Origin of the sequence: Vitreoscilla filiformis (assembly GCF_002222655.1) — a bacterium.
Classification (GTDB): domain Bacteria; phylum Pseudomonadota; class Gammaproteobacteria; order Burkholderiales; family Burkholderiaceae_C; genus Ideonella; species Ideonella filiformis.
The window spans coordinates 2,561,909-2,580,871 of record NZ_CP022423.1 but is presented as its reverse complement, the minus strand read 5'-3'; the positions used below and the strand labels follow the sequence as shown (position 1 = coordinate 2,580,871).

Genomic DNA, 18,963 nt, shown 5'->3' with positions numbered 1-18,963 from the left:
ACGGCCCGGGTCGTCAAGCGAACCCGGGCCGGAAAAGTGGGAATTTTAGGCAGCCGATGGCCGGCGAAAACTCAGGACTTTCGCTCCCACACCGCCGCAAAGAAGCCATCGGTGACGTGGCGGTGCGGCCACAAACGCAGGTGGCCGTTGCCCGTCACCAGCTCGTCGGCGCGTTCGACGTGGGCTTGCGTGAGCAGCTCGGCGGCGTTGGCGGGCACGAAGTCTGGATGCGCTTGGGTGAAGGCATCGGCGATGGTTTCGTTCTCGCGTGTTAACAGGCTGGATGTGGCGTACACCAAGCGCCCGCCCGGTTTCACCAAACGCGCCGCGCTGGCCAAAATGGCGGCTTGTTTGACGCCCAGTTCTTCCAGCGCCTTGGGAGATTGGCGCCATTTGAGATCGGGATTGCGGCGCAGGGTGCCCAGGCCGGAGCAGGGGGCATCGACCAGCACGCGGTCGATCTTGCCGGCGAGGCGTTTGATGCGCTCGTCACGCTCGTGGGCGATTTGGGCCGGGTAGACGTTGGACAACCCACTGCGTGCCAGGCGCGGCTTCAAACCTTCCAGGCGGTGGCCGGACACGTCAAACGCATACAGCCGCCCGGTGTTGCGCATCAGGGCGCCGAGGGCGAGGGTTTTGCCGCCGGCGCCGGCGCAAAAGTCCACCACCATTTCGCCGCGTTTGGGGTTGAGCAGGGCGGCCAGGAGTTGGCTGCCTTCGTCCTGCACTTCGATTTCGCCTTGGATGAACAAGGGCAGCCGTTGCAGGGCGGGTTTGCTCTGGATGCGCAGGCCCCAGGGGCAATAGGGGGTGGGTTGAGCGTCGATGCCGGCTTCGGCCAAAGTGGCTTGGGCGGTTTCGCGTTTGGTTTTGAGGGTGTTGACGCGCAAATCCAGCGGAGCGGCGGCGTCCATGGCTTGCACGAGCGGCCAGAAATCGTCGCCCACTTCTTGTTTGAGGGCGCTGGCGAGCCAGTCTGGCAGGTTGTGGCGGGCTTTTTCGGGCAGGCTGTCCGTGGAAATAGCGCGGACTTCGGCGAGCCACTGTTGTTCGTTGGGGCCGAGGGCGCCGCGCAGGAAGGTGTCGGCGCCTTGCCAAGCGAGCATGGCGAGGCGGCGTTCGAGGGCGCCGGTGCCGCTTTGGGCCAGGTTGGCGTACATCAAGCGCCGCCGCAGGACGGTGTAGGCGGTTTCGGCCAAGCTGTGGCGTTCACGCTGGCCGAGTTGGCGGTGTTTGCGGAAGAAGTTGGAGACGATGGTGTCCGCTGGGGCGTCGAGCTTGAGCACTTGGCGCAGCAGGTCGGTGGCCAGGTCGAGGAGGGCATTCGGGTGCATAGAGGGGGATTATCGGTGTTCGAGCCAGCTTCAACCCACGAACAAAAAGCCCGAACCGTTGCCAGTTCGGGCCTCGTACTGCGCTTGCTGGCACAGACCGGCAAGCACACCGTTCGCAGAGGGCTTACTTCTTCTGCGGCGGCAAATCCGTGCAGCTACCGTGCGCCACTTCCGCCGCCATGCCGATGCTTTCGCCCAGCGTCGGGTGCGGGTGAATCGTTTTGCCGATGTCCACTGCGTCCGCGCCCATTTCGATGGCCAGGGCGATTTCCCCGATCATGTCGCCCGCGTGCGTGCCGACGATGCCACCGCCCAGGATGCGACCGTGACCATGCGCCTCGGGCGAATCATCGAACAGCAGCTTGGTGAAACCCTCGTCGCGGCCGTTGGCGATGGCGCGGCCCGAAGCCGTCCAGGGGAACAAGCCCTTTTTCACCTTGATGCCTTGCGCCTTGGCTTGGTCTTCGGTCAAACCGACCCACGCCACTTCCGGATCGGTGTAGGCCACGCTCGGGATCACGCGGGCGTCGAACTGCGCTTTGGCGAGCGAAGCGTCGCCCTTCAACGTGCCGGCGATGACTTCCGCCGCCACATGCGCCTCATGCACCGCCTTGTGGGCCAGCATGGGTTGGCCGACGATGTCGCCGATGGCAAAGATGTTGGGCACGTTGGTGCGCATCTGCACATCCACCGGGATGAACCCGCGCTCGCCCACCACCACGCCCGCCGCCTCGGCGCCGAGCTTCTTGCCATTGGGCGTGCGGCCCACGGCTTGCAGCACCAGGTCGTACACGCCTTCGGACTTCGTACCGTCCAGCCCCTCGAACTGCACCTTGATGCCTTCCGGGGTGGCCTCGGCGCCCACCGTCTTGGTCTTCAACAAGATGTTGTCGAAGCGCTTGGCGTTCATCTTTTGCCAGACCTTGACCAGATCGCGGTCCGCGCCTTGCATCAGGCCGTCCATCATTTCCACCACGTCCAGGCGGGCGCCCAGCGTGCTGTAAACGGTGCCCATTTCCAGACCGATGATGCCGCCGCCAACGATCAGCATCTTCTTCGGCACGGCCTTGAGCGCCAGGGCGCCGGTCGAGTCCACGATGCGTTCGTCCTGCGGGAAGAACGGCAGGCGCACGGCTTGCGAGCCGGCGGCGATGATGGCGTATTGGAACTTCACCACCTTGGCGCTGCCGGTTTTTTCCTGCGCCGTGCCGCTGGTTTCTTCCACGCGCAGGTGGTGAGCATCCAGGAACTGGCCCAGGCCACGCATGGTCGGCACCTTGCGCATCTTGGCCATGGCGCCCAGGCCGCCGGTGAGTTTGCCGATCACCTTTTCCTTGTGGGCGCGCAGCTTGTCGATGTTGACGCTCGGGGCGCCAAACTCCACGCCCAGATCACCCAGGTGCGCCACCTCGTCCATCACCGCCGCGACGTGCAGCAGCGCCTTCGAGGGAATGCACCCCACGTTCAGGCACACGCCGCCCAGCGTGGCGTAACGCTCGACGATGACCGTTTTCAGGCCCAAATCCGCCGAACGGAACGCGGCCGAGTAACCGCCCGGGCCACCGCCCAGAACGAGGACTTCGCATTCCACGTCCACCGGGCCGGTGTAGCTGCCGGCCACTGGGGCGGGCGCCCCCTCTCCCCGGCCCTCTCCCACGAGGGGAGAGGGTGAAATTGCCGCAGCGGTGAAGGCGGAAGCCGGCGTGGCTCCCTCTCCCTTGATGGGAGAGGGCTGGGGAGAGGGTGAAACCCCCGCCGCCGCTTCCAACGTCAAAATCACCGACCCCTGGCTCACCTTGTCACCCAAGGCCACCTTCAACTCCTTCACCACGCCCGCAGCCGAGGAAGGAATCTCCATCGAAGCCTTGTCGGATTCCACGGTGATCAGGCTTTGTTCCACCCGCACCGTGTCGCCCGGCTTGACCAGGACTTCGATCACGCCCACATCTTTGAAGTCGCCGATGTCGGGCACTTGCACGTCGATCAATGCCATCTTGTGTGCTCCCCGGTTACAGCGAGATGCGACGGAAGTCCGCCAGCAGTTGCGCCAGATAGACGTTGAAGCGGGTGGCCAAGGCGCCGTCGATCACGCGGTGGTCGGCGGTGAGCGACATCGGCAGCGTCAGGCGCGGCACGAAGGTTTTGCCGTCCCACACCGGTTTCATGGCGCTCTTGTTCACACCCAGGATGGCCACTTCCGGCGCATTGATGATGGGCGCGAAGTAGGTGCCACCGATCCCGCCCAGAGACGAAATGGTGAAACATGCGCCGCTCATTTCGGCGGGGCCGAGCTTGCCGTCGCGGGCCTTCTTGGCCAGCTCGCCGGTTTCGATGGCGATTTGGCTCACGCTCTTCTTGTCCGCATCCTTCACCACGGGCACCACCAGGCCGTTCGGGGTGTCAGCCGCAAAGCCGATGTGGAAGTACTTCTTGTAAACGAGGTTGTCGCCGTCCAGCGAGGTGTTGAACTCGGGGAACTTTTGCAGCGCCTTGACGCACGCTTTGATGAGGAAAGCCAGCATCGTCACCTTGGCGCCGGACTTCTCATTCTCCTTGTTCACCAGCACGCGGAAGGCTTCCAGGTCGGTGATGTCGGCGTCCTCGTGGTAGGTGACCGCCGGGATCATGGCCCAGTTGCGCGACAGGTTCTGGCCCGAAATCTTCTTGATGCGCGACAGCGGCTTGGTTTCGACTTCGCCGAACTTGGCGAAATCCACCTTCGGCCATGGCAGCAAACCGGGGATGCCACCGCCCACCGGCACGGCTGCGGCAGCAGCGGCGACCGGGGCAGGGGCCTTGGCTTTTTGCGCCACGGTTTGCACGTCGCCGGCCATCACGCCCTTGACGAAACCTTGCACGTCGGCCTGGGTGATGCGGCCCTTCAAGCCGGAACCCTTGACTTCGGCCAGCGGCACGCCCAGTTCACGCGCCAGCTTGCGGATGCTGGGCGAAGCGTGCGGCAGGGAGGCGGTCGGAGGCACCACCGGGTTATGCACCGGCAGAACCTCACTCCCTCCCCTGGCAGGGGAGGGCTGGGGAAGGGTTGAGCTTGCGGCGGAAGGGGCTGCCACTGGGCTCGACCCACTCCCTGACCCTCCCCCTGCCAGGGGGAGGGAGGCCGTGGGAGCAGCGCCTTCCAGCACCAACACCAACGAACCTTGGCTCACCTTGTCGCCCAGCGTGACCTTCAGCTCCTTCACCACGCCCGCCGCAGCGGATGGGATTTCCATCGACGCCTTGTCAGACTCCACGGTGATGAGGCTTTGCTCGGCCTTGACCGTGTCGCCCACCTTCACCAGGATTTCAATGACGGCCACGTCCTTGAAATCACCGATGTCGGGCACGAACACTTCGACGGGCGCTCCCTCACCCCGGCCCTCTCCCACGATGGGAGAGGGAGGAACAGCCGCAGCGGCGGGCGCGGCAGCCACAGCGGCAGGCGCAGCCACCGGAGTGACTCCCTCTCCCTTGATGGGAGAGGGCTGGGGAGAGGGCTGGGGAGAGGGTGAAACCCCCGCCACTTCCAGCATCAACACCACCGAGCCTTCGCTCACCTTGTCGCCCAGCGCGACCTTGAGTTCCTTGACCACGCCCGCGTGGCTCGACGGAATTTCCATCGACGCCTTGTCGCTTTCCACCGTGATGAGGCTTTGCTCGGCCTTGACCGTGTCACCGGGCTTGACCAGCAGTTCGATCACGCCCACTTCCTTGAAGTCGCCGATGTCGGGGACTTTCACTTCAACCAGTGCCATGTTTTGTCTCCGAAACGGGTGATTAGGCGTACAGCGGGTTGATCTTGTCGGTCTTCAAACCGTACTTGGCGATGGCTTCGGCCACCTTGGCCATCGGCAGCACGCCATCCTCGGCCAGCGACTTCAGCGCCGCCACGACGATGTAATGGCGGTTGATTTCGAAGTGCTCGCGCAGCTTGCTGCGGAAGTCCGAACGACCGAACCCGTCCGTGCCCAGCACCTTGTAGCTGCGGCCCTTCGGGATGAAGGCGCGGATTTGCTCGGCGTAGTTCTTCATGTAGTCGGTGGACGCAATCACCGGGCCGACGGTGGTGCCCAACTGCTCGGCCACGAACGGCACGCGGGCCTCGTCGGTCGGGTGCAGCAGGTTGTAGCGTTCGCAGTCTTGGCCGTCGCGGGCCAGTTGGTTGAAGCTCGGGCAGCTCCAGACGTTGGCGCCCACGCCCCAATCCAGCGCCAGCAGCTTTTTGGCTTCCATGCTTTCGCGCAGGATGGTGCCCGAACCCAGCAGGTTGACCTTGAGCGGCATCTCCGGCGTGGCCGATTCGAGCAGGTACATGCCCTGGATGATTTGCTCTTCGGTGCCCGCCTTCAGGCCCGGCATCGGGTAGTTTTCGTTCAGCAGGGTCAGGTAGAAGAAGACGTTGTCTTGCTTTTCCACCATGCGCTTCAGGCCGTGGTGCAGGATCACGCCGACTTCGTGCGCAAACGTCGGGTCGTAGCTGATGCAGTTCGGGATCGTGCCGGCCAGGATGTGGCTGTGGCCGTCCTCGTGCTGCAAACCTTCGCCGTTCAGCGTGGTGCGGCCCGAGGTGCCGCCCAGCAGGAAGCCGCGTGCTTGCATGTCCCCCGCCGCCCAAGCCAAGTCGCCGATGCGCTGGAAACCGAACATCGAGTAGTAGACGTAGAACGGCACCATGATGCGGTTGCTGGTGGCGTAGCTCGTGGCCGCCGCGATCCAGCTCGACATGCCGCCGGCTTCGTTGATGCCTTCTTGCAGGATTTGGCCGGCCTTGTCCTCGCGGTAATACATCACCTGGTCTTTATCGACCGGGGTGTATTGCTGGCCCAGCGGGTTGTAGATGCCCACTTGGCGGAACAAACCTTCCATGCCGAACGTGCGGGCTTCGTCCACCAGAATCGGCACCACACGCGGGCCCAGGGCTTGATCGCGCAGCAGTTGCGTGAGGAAGCGCACATAGGCTTGGGTGGTGGAAATCTCGCGCCCTTCGGCGGTCGGCTCCAGCACGGCCTTGAAGTTTTCCAGCGCCGGTACGGTGAAGCTCTCGTCGGCCTTCACGCGGCGCTTGGGCAGGTAGCCGCCCAGGGCCTTGCGGCGCTCGTGCAGGTACTGCATTTCCGGCGTGTCGTCGGCGGGTTTGTAGAACGGGATCTTGGGCAGATCGGCGTCCGACACGGGGATGTTGAAGCGGTCGCGGAAGGCTTTGATGTCCTCGTCCGTCAGCTTCTTGGTTTGGTGAACGGTGTTCTTGCCTTCACCCACCTTGCCCATGCCGAAGCCCTTCACGGTCTTCACCAGCAGCACGGTCGGCTGGCCCTTGTGCTTCACGGCGCGGTCGAAAGCGGCAAACACCTTTTGCGGATCGTGGCCGCCTCGGCGCAGCGCCCAGATGTCGTCGTCGGACATCTTGGCCACCATCTCCAACGTCTTGGGGTTGCGGCCAAAGAAGTGCTTGCGCACATAAGCGCCGTCGTTCGCCTTGAACGATTGGTAGTCGCCGTCCAGCACGTCCATCATCAGCTTGCGCAGGGCGCCGTCCTTGTCGCGGGCCAGCAGCGGATCCCAGTTGGAACCCCACAAGCACTTGATGACGTTCCAGCCCGAGCCCCGGAACTCGCTTTCCAGCTCTTGCACGATCTTGCCGTTGCCGCGCACCGGGCCGTCCAGGCGTTGCAGGTTGCAGTTGATGACGAAGATCAGGTTGTCCAGGTTCTCGCGTGCAGCCAGGCCGATGGCGCCCAGGCTTTCCGGTTCGTCCATTTCACCGTCGCCGCAGAACACCCACACCTTGCGGTTTTCGGTGTTGGCGATGCCCCGGGCGTGCAGGTACTTCAGGAAGCGCGCTTGGTAAATCGCCATCAAAGGGCCCAGGCCCATCGAGACGGTGGGGAACTGCCAGAACCCCGGCATCAGCTTGGGGTGTGGGTAGCTGGACAGGCCCTTGCCGTCCACTTCCTGGCGGAAGTTCAGCAGTTGCTCTTCGGTCAGACGGCCTTCTAGGAAGGCGCGGGCGTACACGCCGGGCGCGACGTGGCCTTGGAAGTAAATGCAGTCGCCGCCGTGGTTCTCACCTTCGGCGTGCCAGAAATGGTTGAAGCCGGCGCCAAACATGTGGGCCAGCGAAGCGAACGAACCGATGTGGCCGCCCAGATCGCCGCCGTCTTCCGGGTTGTGGCGGTTGGCTTTGACCACCATCGCCATGGCGTTCCAGCGCATGTAAGCGCGCAGGCGCTCTTCGATTTCGATGTTGCCGGGGCAGCGTTCTTCCTGTTCCGGCGGAATCGTGTTGACGTAAGCGGTGTTGGCCGAGAACGGCATGTCCACGCCGTGCTGACGGGCGTCTGACAGCAACTTCTCCAGCAGGAAATGCGCCCGATCCGGGCCTTCGGCTTCGATGACGGCGCTCAGCGCGTCGAGCCATTCACGGGTTTCCTGCGCATCAGCGTCCAACGCTTCGGGGCGCAGCAGAGATTGGGGCGTGGCGGACATGGGCTTGTCTCCTCAGGTTGAGCCATCACTCGGTGAAAACGACGGCGCGCAGTGTCGCACAAGCTTCGTTAATTTCCAAATGGCGAATGTACTTTTCTTATTGTGAAATTTTTGTCATCGATAATCCACATGGATGGCTCCCCTGAATGCTTCCACCTCCTTGTCGTCGCGCTTGGCGCGGCTGCTGCGCCGCTGGTGGCGCCAACAGTCACCGGCGCGGCAGGATCGCTTCGCCACCATCGGCCCGCTGGTGTCGGTGCTGATGTTTTTGGCGGCGATCACCGCGTCGTTTTGGTACTTGCGCAACGAGGAGATCGAGCGCGTCTCCGACGCGCTGCGCCGGGATACCGAAGTGGCGCAGCAGCAAATTCGCCTGCACCTGATCGAGAACCAAGAGCAGCTCGTGCGCATGGCGCGTGAGTTGGCCACGCGGGACATCGACGGCACCAACTTCCTGCCCCAAGCCACGGCGTTCCAGCGCGAACGCCCGGAGGTGCGGCGTTTGGTGTGGCTGAACAACCAGCGTCGCGTGCGCGCCGCGCTGGATGTGCTGGATGACTACGCCCCCGACGTGGCTGGCCAAGCCAACGTGCCGCCCACCTCACTGCCGATCGATGAAGAACCCCCGAACGGCCCGGAAGATGCATTCCGCAGCGCCCGGCGCACGCGCCAACCGACGTACTCGCACGCGTTTGTGGCCGGAGACAAGGTGACGGTGTTTCAGATCCAAGTGCCGCTGATCGACCGCAATGGTTTTCTGGGCGTGTTGCTGGCGGAATATTCGGTCGAAGCCCTGTTGCGCCACTACGTGCCCAGCGAGGTGACGCGGCGCCATGCGGTCACCATCTTGGGTGCGGAAGGCCAGTCGGTGGCCAGCACGATCACCGCCATGCCGGGGCAACCCCTGGCGGCGCCAGTGCTGCACCACGACGTGCCGCTGGCCCCCATGGCCAATGGCCTGACGCTGCGTGGCCAAGGCTATAAAACCTCCATCAGCCTGATCGGCAACACCTTGTTTTGGATGGTGGTGGCGCTGAGTGTGTTGACCGTCTGGATGCTGCTGGGCACCTGGCGCCACATGCGCCGCCGCGCACAGATTCAGGACGCCCTGGCGCAAGAAATCAACTTCCGCCGGGCGATGGAAAACTCCATGCTCACCGGCATGCGTGCCATGGATTTGGATGGGCGTGTCACCTACGTCAACCCGGCGTTTTGCGCCATGACCGGGTACACCGAAACCGAGTTGATCAATGGCCGCCCGCCGTTTCCCTACTGGCCACCGGATCGCATCGAAGAAAACGCCCGTTTGTTTCAGCAGGAGTTGCAGGGGCGCACGCCCGTCGGCGGCATCGAAGTCAAGGTGATGCGCAAGGATGGTTCGATTTTCGATTCGCGCATGTACGTGTCACCGCTGATCGACCCGAAAGGCCACCAAACCGGCTGGATGACCTCGATGACCAACATCACCGAGGCCAAGCGCATCCGCGATCAACTCAGCGCCGCGCACGAGCGTTTCACCACGGTGCTGGAGGGGTTGGAGGCGGCGGTGTCGGTGCTGTCGGTGCAGCGCGGGGAGTTGCTGTTTGCCAACCGTTCTTACCGGCTGTGGTTCGGCTCGGACGCCGGAGGCCACGGCGTGCTGGCCAACACCGCCCCACCGCCACCCGCCCCCGATACCGAGGATGACACCACCGACGCCCTCTCCGGTCTGCCCGCCTCCGAGCTGACCGAAGCCGGGCCGCAAACCCGGGAGGTGTTCGTCGAATCCCTGCAAATGTGGTTCGACGTGCGCGCACGCTACCTGCAATGGACGGATGGCCGCTTGGCCCACATGCTGATCGCCACGGACATCACGGCGCGCCGGCGTGTCGAAGAGCAAGCGCGGCAGCAAGCCGAGCGGGCGCAGGTCACCAGCCGACTCATCACCATGGGCGAGATGGCCAGCTCGGTGGCGCACGAGTTGAACCAGCCGCTCACCGCCATCAACAACTACTGCAACGGCATGGTCAGCCGCCTGAAAAACAAGGCCATCGACGAGGAAGGTTTGATCGCCGCGCTGCAAAAAACCGCGCGCCAAGCCGAGCGGGCGGGGCAGGTGATTCACCGCATTCGCAGTTTCGTCAAGCGCAGTGCGCCGCAGCGCCAACCGGCCCAAGCCAGCCAGATCGTGGACGATGCGGTCGAATTGGCGAGCATTGAGCTCAAACGGCGCAAAGTGGCCTTGCACGTGTACGTGGCCCAGCGCATGCCGTGGCTGCTGTGTGATCCGATCCTGATCGAACAGGTGTTGATGAACCTGCTGAAGAACGCCGCAGAAGCCATCGACAACGCCGGCCTGGGCAGCGAGCGCCGCCACATTGAGCTGCAAGTCGTGCCCCGCCCCGACTCCGAAGACGGCGACGTGATCGAGTTCAGCGTCACCGACACCGGCCCCGGCATGAGCGAAGAAACGCTGGGCCGCATCTACGAGGCGTTCTACTCCACCAAGGCCAATGGCATGGGGATTGGGCTGTCGCTGTGTCGCTCGATCATTGAGTCACACCAAGGACGGATGCGGGCGGCCAACCTCTACAATGGATCGGCTGTCACCGGCTGCAAGTTCAGCTTCACCGTTCCGGTGGATCGAAGCCGGCGGCCCGAGGTGGCAGCGGTGCCCGAAGTACCCGACCAGGCGCCCGCCCCCAACTCCAACGCCGCATCTCAATGAGCCTGATTCCCAAGAAAGGTACCGTCTACGTCGTGGATGACGACGAAGCGGTTCGTGACTCCCTGCAATGGCTGCTCGAAGGCAAGGATTACCGGGTCAAGTGTTTCGATTCCGCCGAGTCCTTCCTGTCGCGTTTTGATCCGCGTGAAGTGGCCTGCTTGATCACCGACATCCGCATGGACGGCATGAGCGGCCTGGATCTGCAAGACAAGCTGCTCGACCGCAAGAGCCCCCTGCCCATCGTTTTCATCACCGGCCACGGTGACGTGCCCATGGCCGTGAACACGATGAAAAAAGGCGCGATGGACTTCATCGAGAAGCCTTTCAAGGAAGAGGAACTGGTGGGTTTGGTCGAGCGCATGTTGGAGCAGGCGCGCACAGCGTTCAGCCAGCACCAAGAGCAAGCCAGCCGCGACGCGCTGCTGTCCCGCCTGACCACGCGGGAAGCCCAGGTGCTCGAACGCATCGTTGCTGGGCGGCTGAACAAACAAATCGCCGACGATTTGGGCATCAGCATCAAAACCGTGGAGGCGCACCGCGCCAACATCATGGAAAAGCTCAACGCCAACACGGTGGCCGATCTGCTCAAAATCGCGCTGGGCGCCAGCCACGCTTCGGCACCCGCCAAGGCCTGACCGGGCCGCTTTCCTGAAGGCCGCTGCGTCGCACCAGCGGCCTTTTGTCGTTTTTGTCGTTCCACACTTCATCGCCGTTTTTCTCATGACCGCTCAACTCATTGATGGCAACGCCCTGGCCAAACAAGTGCGTGCCGAAGTCGCCGCCCAAGTCGCCACCCTGACCGCCGCTGGCCGCCAACCCGGCCTGGCCGTGCTGCTGGTGGGGGACAACCCCGCCTCCCAGGTGTACGTCAAACACAAGGTGACCGATTGCGAAAGCGTCGGCATGCGCTCGGTGCTGGAACGCCACCCCGCGACGATGACCGAGGCCGAGTTGCTGGCCCGCATCGATGCGCTGAACAACGATCCGAGCATCCAAGGCATCTTGGTGCAACTGCCGCTGCCCAAGCACATTGACGACCACAAAGTCATCGAAGCCATCTCACCCGCCAAGGACGTGGACGGCTTCCACATCGCCAGCGCCGGCGCTTTGATGGTGGGCGAAGTCGGCTTCAAGGCGTGTACGCCCTACGGCTGCATGAAGATGCTCGAATCCATCGGCATGAAGAACCTGCGCGGCAAGCATGCGGTGGTGATTGGGCGCTCCAACATCGTCGGCAAGCCCATGGCCATGATGCTGCTGCACGCCAACGCCACCGTCACTGTGTGCCACAGCGGCACCGCTGATTTGGCGTACCACACCCGCCAAGCGGACATCGTCGTGGCCGCCGTCGGCAAGCGCAACGTGCTGACCGCCGACATGGTCAAGTCCGGCGCCGTGGTGATTGACGTGGGCATGAACCGCAACGATGAAGGCAAACTCTGCGGCGATGTGGACTTCGACGGCGTGAAAGCCGTGGCCGGTTACATCACCCCGGTGCCCGGCGGCGTCGGCCCGATGACCCGCGCCATGCTGCTGGTCAATACCCTCGAAGCGGCACAGCGCACCACCCTCTGACACCATTGGCGGCATGAACACCAACCCCCTGCTCCAGTTTGACGGCGCGATTCCCTTCGACGCCATTCGCCCTGAACACGTCACCCCCGCTTTGAGCGAGCTGCTGGACGCGGCCAACGCGGCGCTGGAACGCGCCGTCGGCCCGGATGTGGCAGCCGACTATGACGCGCTGGCGCTCGTGCTGTCGGTGCCGACCGAGCGCCTGCAACGCGCCTGGGGGGTGGTGAACCATCTCGCCCATGTGGCCGACACGCCGGAGCTGCGTGCCGTCCACAGCGAGAACTTGCCGCGCATCACGGAGTTTTACACCCGCCTGGGGGCCGATGAGCGCCTCTATGCCAAGTACCAGGCCGTGGCCGACGCGCCTTCGTCCGCCGACTTGACGCCCGCCCGCCGCCAAGCCCTGGCGCTGTGGCTGCGCGATTTCCGCCTCGGTGGCGCCGACTTGCAGGGCGAGGCCAAAACCCGTTACGCCCAGATCCAAGACCGGTTGGCCGAGCTGTCGCACGCGTTCTCCAACCACGTCATGGATGCGACGGATGCGTTTGCGCTCTACGTCGCGCCCGAGCGCCTGGCGGGGGTGCCGGCGGATGTCGTGCAGGGCATGCAAGCCGCTGCGGCCCAGGACGGCCACGAAGGCCAATGCAAACTCACCCTGCATTTTCCGACCTACCTGCCGGTGATGCAGTACGCCCAAGACCGCAGCTTGCGTGAAGCGCTGTACCGCGCTTACGTCACCCGTGCCAGCGAGTTTGGCCCGGCGGAGCGCGACAACTCGTCGCTCATGCAAGAGCTGCTGACGCTGCGGGCCGAGGATGCGCAACTGCTGGGGTTTGGCAACTACGGGGAAGTGTCCCTGGCGGCCAAGATGGCGCGAGATCCGGCGGAAGTGCTGGCCTTCCTGCGCGATCTGGCCCAACGCGCCCGCTCCAGCGCCGAACGCGATTTGGCCGATGTGCGCGCCTTTGCCGCCCAAGAGCTGGGCTGGGCCGATCTGCAATCCTGGGACACCGCTTTTGTGAGCGAAAAGCTCAAGCAAGCGCGGTATGCCTTCAGCGACCAAGAGGTCAAAGCCTATTTGCCGCTGCCCAAGGTGTTGCAAGGGCTGTTCACCATCATCCAGACGCTGTTTGAAGTGACCATCGTGCCGGCAGAGGCGCCGGTGTGGCATGCGAGCGTGCAGTTTTTCCGAATCGAGCGGGCCGGACAAACGGTGGGCGAGTTCTACCTCGACCCCTACGCCCGCACCGGCAAGCGCCCCGGCGCGTGGATGGACAACGCCCGGGATCGCTGGTTGCGCGTCGATTCCCAGCAGTTGCAAACCCCGGTGGCCTACTTGGTGTGCAACTTTGCCGCGCCGGTGGGCGACAAACCCGCGCTGCTGCGCCACGACGACGTCATCACCCTGTTCCACGAGTTTGGCCACGGCCTGCACCACCTGCTGACGCGGGTGGACGATTTGGGCGTGTCCGGCATCAACGGCGTGGAGTGGGACGCGGTCGAACTGCCCAGCCAGTTCATGGAAAACTTCTGCTGGGAGTGGGACGTGCTCCAGCAGATGACCGCCCATGTGGACAGCGGCGAGCCCATGCCCCGCGCCCTGTTCGACAAGATGTTGGCCGCCAAGAACTTCCAAAGCGGTTTGCAGACCTTGCGCCAGGTCGAATTCGCGCTGCTGGACATGCGCCTGCACACCGAAGCCGACGCCGCTGGCCGCGTGCTGGCCGTGTGCGACGAGGTGCGCCAGGAAGTGGCCGTGATGTCTCCGCCGGCGTTTGCACGCACGCCGCACACCTTCACCCACATTTTTGCGGGCGGTTACGCGGCGGGGTACTACAGCTACAAGTGGGCCGAAGTGCTGTCCGCTGACGCCTGGAGTGCGTTTGAAGAAGCGGGGGTGCTGGATGTGGCCACCGGTCGGCGCTATCGCCAAGAGGTGCTGGAAGTGGGCGGCAGCCGCCCGGCGTTGGCCAGCTTCCAGGCTTTCCGTGGGCGTGAGCCGCGCATCGACGCGCTGTTGCGTCACCAAGGGATGGCCTGATCATGGTGCGCCACCGTTGCATCCGTTCGGTGCTGGGCGTGGGCGCTGTGGTGGCCGCATTGGCGGCCAGCGGCGCGGGGTGGGCGCAGTACAAAATCGTCGGCCCGGACGGTCGGGTGACGTACACCGACACCCTGCGCCCCGCCGACGCTGCCCGAGCCACGCCGCTAAAAATTTCCGGCATGGCCAGCACAGACAGCGAGCGCGCCGGCGCCGTGGCGCACTTGCCCTCCGAGCTGCGCGAGCCGGTGTCGCGCTTTCCCGTGGTGCTGTACAGCCAGCGCGGCTGCCAACCCTGCGACACCGCACGCACGCTGCTGCAAACCCGGGGCATTCCGTTCAGTGAAAAACTCATCACCAGCGATGCGGATTTCCGCCAACTGGCCAAACTGACCGGCGGCGACCGCAGCTTGCCCATGTTGACCATCGGCCAGCAACTGCTGCGCGGACTGAACTCCATCACCTGGAACAGCAATTTGGACGCAGCGGGTTACCCCAAAACCTCCCGCTTGCCAGCCAACTACCGCCAACCCCCCGCCGTGGCCCTGGCCGCATCGGCGCCCGCGTCGGCGGAGCTGCCGGTGGGGCCGGCGTCCAAATCCAAGCCCTGATCAGACCCGCCGCATCCCGGCCAACACCTCGGGGTTGAGCGCGGTGGGCGGTGTGTCGCCCCGGAACGCGGCGATGAGGTTGTCACACGCCAAATCGGCCATGGCGCGGCGCGTGGCCAAGCTGGCGCTGGCGATGTGCGGCGTCAGCACCACGTTGTTCAACGCCAGCAACGCTGGGCAGAGCTGCGGTTCGCCCTCAAACACATCCAACCCAGCCGCTGCGATGCGCCGCTGGCTCAGGGCCTCGGCCAATGCCCCATCGTCCACGATGCCCCCTCGGGCGATGTTGGTGAGCGTGGCCGTCGGTTTCATCCATGCCAGCTCGGTCGCACCGATGAGGTGATGCACCTGCGGCGTGTACGGCAGCACCAACACGAGGTGATCGGCCTCGCGCAGCAGCGCTTCCAGCGACAGCCAACGCGCCCCGCCCAAACCGGCTTCTACCTCTTCGGCCAAGCGGCGGCGGTTGTGATAAACCAGTTTCATGCCGAACCCATGCACCCCGCGCCGGGCGATGGCTTGGCCGATGCGCCCCATGCCCAGGATGCCCAAAGTGCGGCCATGGATGTCCGCCCCGGCCATCAAGTCGTAGGCCCAATGCTGCCAGCGCCCGGCCCGCACGAAATGTTCCGCCTCAGTGATGCGCCGTGCCGCCGCCATCATCAGCGCGAAGCCGAAATCGGCGGTGGTTTCAGTCAGCACATCTGGCGCGTTGCTCACCACAATGCCGCGTGCCGTACACGCCGGCAGATCGATGTTGTTCGTGCCCACGGCCATGCTGCACACGGCGCGCAGGATGGGGCAGGCGTCGAGCACCGCCGCGTCGATGCGTTCGGTGGCGCCGACGAACACCGCATCGCAGCCTTGCAGAGCGGCGATCAGGGCATCACCTTGCAGACCGCCGGGAGCATCGTCGCTGGTGCGCACCTCGAAGTGCGCCGCCAGCCGGGCCACGATCTCAGGAAAAATGCGCCGCGCAATCAACACGCGGGGCCGGGAGGGCATCGTCATGGGTGAACTCCAGTCAGGCACGGCACATCACACAAACCAAATCAGCGTCATCACGCCGAACAGCGGCAGCAAAATCGCCCCCGACCACAGCATGTAACCGAAGAAACTGGGCATGCGCACGCCACGCTCCTCGGCAATCGCCTTCACCATGAAGTTGGGCGCGTTGCCAATGTAAGAGTTGGCCCCCATGAACACCGATCCTGCCGAAATCGCCGCCAACGTCGCCGCCAAAGGGCCCATGAGGGTTTGCGGATCGCCACCGGCCAGATTGAAGAACACCAAGTAGGTGGGTGCGTTGTCCAAGAACGAACTCAGCAAACCGCTGATCCAAAAATAGGCCCAGGGCAGCGGTTGGCCGTCCGCCCCGGTGACGGCCCGTGTGACCGCCCCAAAAGCCCCCGCCTCTCCCGCCTTGAGCATGGCCAGCACCGGCACCATGGTGAGAAAAATGCCGATGAACAGCTTGGCCACTTCTTGCATCGGCGCCCAGGAAAACTGGTTGGCCTCGCGCACGCTGTGCGGTGTGATCCAGAGGGACAGTGCCGTCATGGCCAGCAAGCCCACATCCCGCAGCAATTGCTCCAACCCCACCGCGTGACCCAGCACGGACACGCTGATGCCCGGCTTCCAAGTGCCACTCAGCAGCACCAGCGCCACCACGCCCAACAGGGGCAGGAAGTTGATGGCACCGTCCAAGCCGAGGCGGTGGTCATCGGGCGTCGGATCCTGTGGCAGCACCCCTTCGCGGCGATACCAGTAACTGTCGATCACAAAAAACAGCGCGAGCAAGCTGCCCACCAGAAACAGCGTTTCCGGGAAGAGATGGCGCAGCGTCCACGTGAATTCCACGCCCTTCAAAAAGCCCAGAAACAGCGGCGGATCGCCCAACGGCGTGAGAGACCCCCCGGCATTGCTGACGATGAAAATGAAAAACACCACGACGTGGGTGACATGGCGCCGGTTGTCATTGGCTCGGATGAGCGGGCGGATGAGCAGCATGGAAGCGCCCGTCGTGCCCATCAAACTGGCCAGCACCGCCCCGATGCCCAGCAAGCCGGTGTTGAGCAGCGGACTGCCATGCAGATTGCCGCGCACATAAATCCCCCCAGCGGCGGTGAACAAGGCGGTGAGCAGCACGATGAATGGGATGTATTCGGCCACCAACGTGTGCCCCACCACCCCGAACGCCGCGCCCGGCCCGAACACCACCGCAAAAGGCAGCAAGAACGCCAGCGCCCACCCGGCAGCCACCTTGCCAAAGTGGTGGTGCCAAAAAATGGGCCGCAACAACGGCAGCAACGCGATGGACAGCAGCATCCCCGCAAACGGCACACCCCACCATGCACCCAGCTCGGCGCCGGAGACCTCAGCCGCATGGGCCCAAGCGGGCAACACGCTCAGGGCAAAACCGCTGGCCCAGCGGCGCCAGGGGGAGGGGAGGGGGCGGTGCGGCATCGTTTCTGTCTCCTTTTTGGGTCGGGCATTCTAGGAATTCACGACTGAACGTCAGTTGAATGTCAGAGCCCCTGCGCAGCCCAGGCCGTCCAACTCTGCCAAGCCAGGGCCACGGTTTGGCATTGCAGGGCCACGGTGGTGTCGATGTCGTGACCATACCCGCCTGCCATGCTCACCGCCACCGGGATGCGCCGCGCCCGCAGTGCCGCGAACACGCGCCGATCCCGTTCGGCCAGTCCTTCGGCGGTGAGGCGCAAACGCCCCAGCCGGTCGCCCTCGTGAGGATCGGCACCGGCGAGGTAAAACGCCAGCGTCGGCCCCTCGGGCCAGCCGGCCCAGACGGTGGCGAGCGCAGTTTCCAACGCGGCCAGATACGGCGCATCGGTGCATCCATCGGGCAGTTCCACATCGAGATCCGAAGTTTCCTTGCGAAACGGAAAATTGCGCGCCCCGTGCAAGGACAGGGTGAACACCGACGCATCCCCCGCAAAAATCGCCGCCGTGCCGTTGCCTTGGTGAACATCCAGGTCGATCACCAGCACCCGCAGGCCGGGGCGCTGCTGCCGCGCCCATTCCGCCTGCATCAAACGTGCGGCAACCGCAACATCGTTGAACACACAGTAACCGGAACCCCGGTCGGCAAAAGCGTGGTGGGTGCCGCCGGCCAAGTTAACGCCCACGCCTTCGGCCAGCGCCGCCCGAGCGGCGGCGATCGTGGCCCCGGTGGAGCGCCGCGACCGTTCCGCCATCTGCGGCGACCAAGGAAAACCAATCTCTCGCGCTTGCGCCGGGGTGAGGTGCCCGTGTAGCACAGCGTCCACATATGCCGGCGTGTGAACCAACGCCAACTCGCCTTCGCTCGCGGCTGGGGCGGGTTGTAAGCGAACTTGGGGCAGCTCGGACTCAACGCGCTGGCGCAAACGCGCATATTTCGCCATGGGGAAACGATGCCCGGCGGGCAAGGGCAACTCGTACTGATCAGAGGTAAAAGCTTGCATGAGCGAAGCGCCACGGCGCGCAAAGATCGGATGTGAAATTTTTGTTGCAGTGCAACAAAAACACTTGCAATCCGCGAAAACTGCCCCGATACTGGGAACCATGTTGCAGCGCACAAACGAAGTTCAGTGAGCTGCGCAGCGTCCCCCAATCATCTGTACTGGAGAACACCATGCTGACTGCTGAACAACTGCTCGCCGCCCAAAAAGCCAACCTGGAAACCCTGTTCGACCTGACCAACAAGGCCTTCTCGGGCGTGGAAAAGCTGGTTGAACTGAACCTGCAAGTGGCCCGCGCCACCCTGGGCGAAGCCGCCGACAACGCCAACGCCGCCCTGTCGGTGAAGGATGCGCAAGAGCTGCTGACCCTGCAAGCTGGCCTGCTGCAACCGATGGCTGAAAAGGCCACCGCTTACAGCCGCCAACTGTATGACATCGCTTCGGCCACCAACACCGAACTGGCTCAAGCCGTGGAAGCCCAAATGGCTGACGTGCAAGCCAAGTTCTCGGCCACCGTGGACGGCGCCATGAAGAACGCCCCGGCTGGCTCTGAAAACGCTGTGGCCCTGGTGAAGTCGGCCATGGCCGCCGCCACCAACGCTTACGAAAGCGTTCACAAGGCTGCCAAGCAAGCCGCCGAAGTGACCGAAAGCAACCTGCAAGCCATGGCCAGCACCGCCGTGAAGGCTGCTTCGGCTGCCAAGGCCCGCAAGTAATTTGACGCTTGTCTCCTCGGTACCTCCGAAGAAAC

The 18,963-nt window shown here is 64.2% G+C and carries 13 protein-coding genes; 6 read left to right on the top strand and 7 right to left on the bottom strand.

Annotation, left to right across the window (positions count from 1 at the left end; translation table 11 throughout):
* Positions 1-71: 71 nt before the first annotated feature.
* The 4 genes from VITFI_RS12110 to aceE form a co-directional block, all read right to left on the bottom strand.
* The gene (locus tag VITFI_RS12110) at positions 72-1,334 is read right to left on the bottom strand and encodes an RsmB/NOP family class I SAM-dependent RNA methyltransferase (RefSeq protein WP_089417181.1); all 1,263 of its coding nucleotides are present in this window, start codon (positions 1,332-1,334) and stop codon (positions 72-74) included.
* A gap of 124 nt (positions 1,335-1,458) precedes the next feature.
* The gene (gene lpdA, locus VITFI_RS12105; RefSeq protein WP_089417180.1) at positions 1,459-3,327 is read right to left on the bottom strand and encodes a dihydrolipoyl dehydrogenase; all 1,869 of its coding nucleotides are present in this window, start codon (positions 3,325-3,327) and stop codon (positions 1,459-1,461) included.
* Between the two features lie 16 nt (positions 3,328-3,343).
* Positions 3,344-5,086, bottom strand: a complete 1,743-nt coding sequence (gene aceF / locus VITFI_RS12100; protein WP_089417179.1) for a dihydrolipoyllysine-residue acetyltransferase — start codon at positions 5,084-5,086, stop codon at positions 3,344-3,346.
* 22 nt (positions 5,087-5,108) lie between these two features.
* On the bottom strand, positions 5,109-7,793 hold the full coding sequence (gene aceE / locus VITFI_RS12095) for a pyruvate dehydrogenase (acetyl-transferring), homodimeric type (protein WP_408645615.1): 2,685 nt from the start codon (positions 7,791-7,793) through the stop codon (positions 5,109-5,111).
* 157 nt (positions 7,794-7,950) lie between these two features.
* On the opposite strand from aceE, the gene VITFI_RS12090 reads away from it, so the two are divergent.
* From VITFI_RS12090 to VITFI_RS12070, 5 genes are all read left to right on the top strand, one after another.
* Entirely contained in the window at positions 7,951-10,524 is a 2,574-nt protein-coding gene (locus VITFI_RS12090; RefSeq protein ID WP_089417177.1) for a PAS domain-containing sensor histidine kinase, read from the top strand.
* Entirely contained in the window at positions 10,521-11,159 is a 639-nt protein-coding gene (locus VITFI_RS12085; RefSeq protein ID WP_089417176.1) for a response regulator transcription factor, read from the top strand. Before VITFI_RS12090 ends, VITFI_RS12085 begins: the two co-directional genes overlap by 4 nt.
* An 85-nt stretch (positions 11,160-11,244) precedes the next feature.
* Positions 11,245-12,099 (top strand): bifunctional methylenetetrahydrofolate dehydrogenase/methenyltetrahydrofolate cyclohydrolase FolD, encoded by an 855-nt coding sequence (gene folD / locus VITFI_RS12080; protein WP_089417175.1) that lies wholly within the window; start codon positions 11,245-11,247, stop codon positions 12,097-12,099.
* Positions 12,100-12,112: 13 nt separating this feature from the next.
* Positions 12,113-14,140 carry a M3 family metallopeptidase gene (locus tag VITFI_RS12075; protein ID WP_089417174.1) on the top strand — a complete coding sequence of 676 codons (2,028 nt, stop codon included), beginning with the start codon at positions 12,113-12,115 and terminating at the stop codon, positions 14,138-14,140.
* Between the two features lie 2 nt (positions 14,141-14,142).
* Positions 14,143-14,751 (top strand): glutaredoxin family protein, encoded by a 609-nt coding sequence (locus VITFI_RS12070; protein ID WP_089417173.1) that lies wholly within the window; start codon positions 14,143-14,145, stop codon positions 14,749-14,751.
* Here VITFI_RS12070 and VITFI_RS12065 read toward each other — a convergent pair whose 3' ends face one another.
* The 3 genes from VITFI_RS12065 to VITFI_RS12055 all read right to left on the bottom strand — a co-directional run bounded on the left by VITFI_RS12065 (position 14,752) and on the right by VITFI_RS12055 (position 18,215).
* Positions 14,752-15,762 carry a 2-hydroxyacid dehydrogenase gene (locus tag VITFI_RS12065; RefSeq protein WP_089417172.1) on the bottom strand — a complete coding sequence of 337 codons (1,011 nt, stop codon included), beginning with the start codon at positions 15,760-15,762 and terminating at the stop codon, positions 14,752-14,754.
* A 27-nt stretch (positions 15,763-15,789) separates the two neighbouring features.
* Positions 15,790-17,217, bottom strand: a complete 1,428-nt coding sequence (locus tag VITFI_RS12060; RefSeq protein WP_089417171.1) for a sodium:proton antiporter — start codon at positions 17,215-17,217, stop codon at positions 15,790-15,792.
* Positions 17,218-17,279: 62 nt separating this feature from the next.
* On the bottom strand, positions 17,280-18,215 hold the full coding sequence (locus VITFI_RS12055; RefSeq protein WP_089417170.1) for a histone deacetylase family protein: 936 nt from the start codon (positions 18,213-18,215) through the stop codon (positions 17,280-17,282).
* A gap of 170 nt (positions 18,216-18,385) precedes the next feature.
* On the opposite strand from VITFI_RS12055, the gene phaP reads away from it, so the two are divergent.
* On the top strand, positions 18,386-18,928 hold the full coding sequence (phaP, locus tag VITFI_RS12050) for a TIGR01841 family phasin (protein WP_089417169.1): 543 nt from the start codon (positions 18,386-18,388) through the stop codon (positions 18,926-18,928).
* The last annotated feature ends 35 nt before the right edge of the window (positions 18,929-18,963 follow it).

What these genes read in the sequence shown, in the direction of transcription:
- VITFI_RS12110 (WP_089417181.1), bottom strand. Translation starts at nt 1,334, where the DNA reads ATGCACCCGAATGCCCTCCTCGACCTGGCCACCGACCTGCTGCGCCAA.
- lpdA (WP_089417180.1), bottom strand. Translation starts at nt 3,327, where the DNA reads ATGGCATTGATCGACGTGCAAGTGCCCGACATCGGCGACTTCAAAGAT.
- aceF (WP_089417179.1), bottom strand. Translation starts at nt 5,086, where the DNA reads ATGGCACTGGTTGAAGTGAAAGTCCCCGACATCGGCGACTTCAAGGAA.
- VITFI_RS12090 (WP_089417177.1), top strand. Translation starts at nt 7,951, where the DNA reads ATGGCTCCCCTGAATGCTTCCACCTCCTTGTCGTCGCGCTTGGCGCGG.
- VITFI_RS12085 (WP_089417176.1), top strand. Translation starts at nt 10,521, where the DNA reads ATGAGCCTGATTCCCAAGAAAGGTACCGTCTACGTCGTGGATGACGAC.
- folD (WP_089417175.1), top strand. Translation starts at nt 11,245, where the DNA reads ATGACCGCTCAACTCATTGATGGCAACGCCCTGGCCAAACAAGTGCGT.
- VITFI_RS12075 (WP_089417174.1), top strand. Translation starts at nt 12,113, where the DNA reads ATGAACACCAACCCCCTGCTCCAGTTTGACGGCGCGATTCCCTTCGAC.
- VITFI_RS12070 (WP_089417173.1), top strand. Translation starts at nt 14,143, where the DNA reads ATGGTGCGCCACCGTTGCATCCGTTCGGTGCTGGGCGTGGGCGCTGTG.
- VITFI_RS12065 (WP_089417172.1), bottom strand. Translation starts at nt 15,762, where the DNA reads ATGACGATGCCCTCCCGGCCCCGCGTGTTGATTGCGCGGCGCATTTTT.
- VITFI_RS12060 (WP_089417171.1), bottom strand. Translation starts at nt 17,217, where the DNA reads ATGCCGCACCGCCCCCTCCCCTCCCCCTGGCGCCGCTGGGCCAGCGGT.
- VITFI_RS12055 (WP_089417170.1), bottom strand. Translation starts at nt 18,215, where the DNA reads ATGCAAGCTTTTACCTCTGATCAGTACGAGTTGCCCTTGCCCGCCGGG.
- phaP (WP_089417169.1), top strand. Translation starts at nt 18,386, where the DNA reads ATGCTGACTGCTGAACAACTGCTCGCCGCCCAAAAAGCCAACCTGGAA.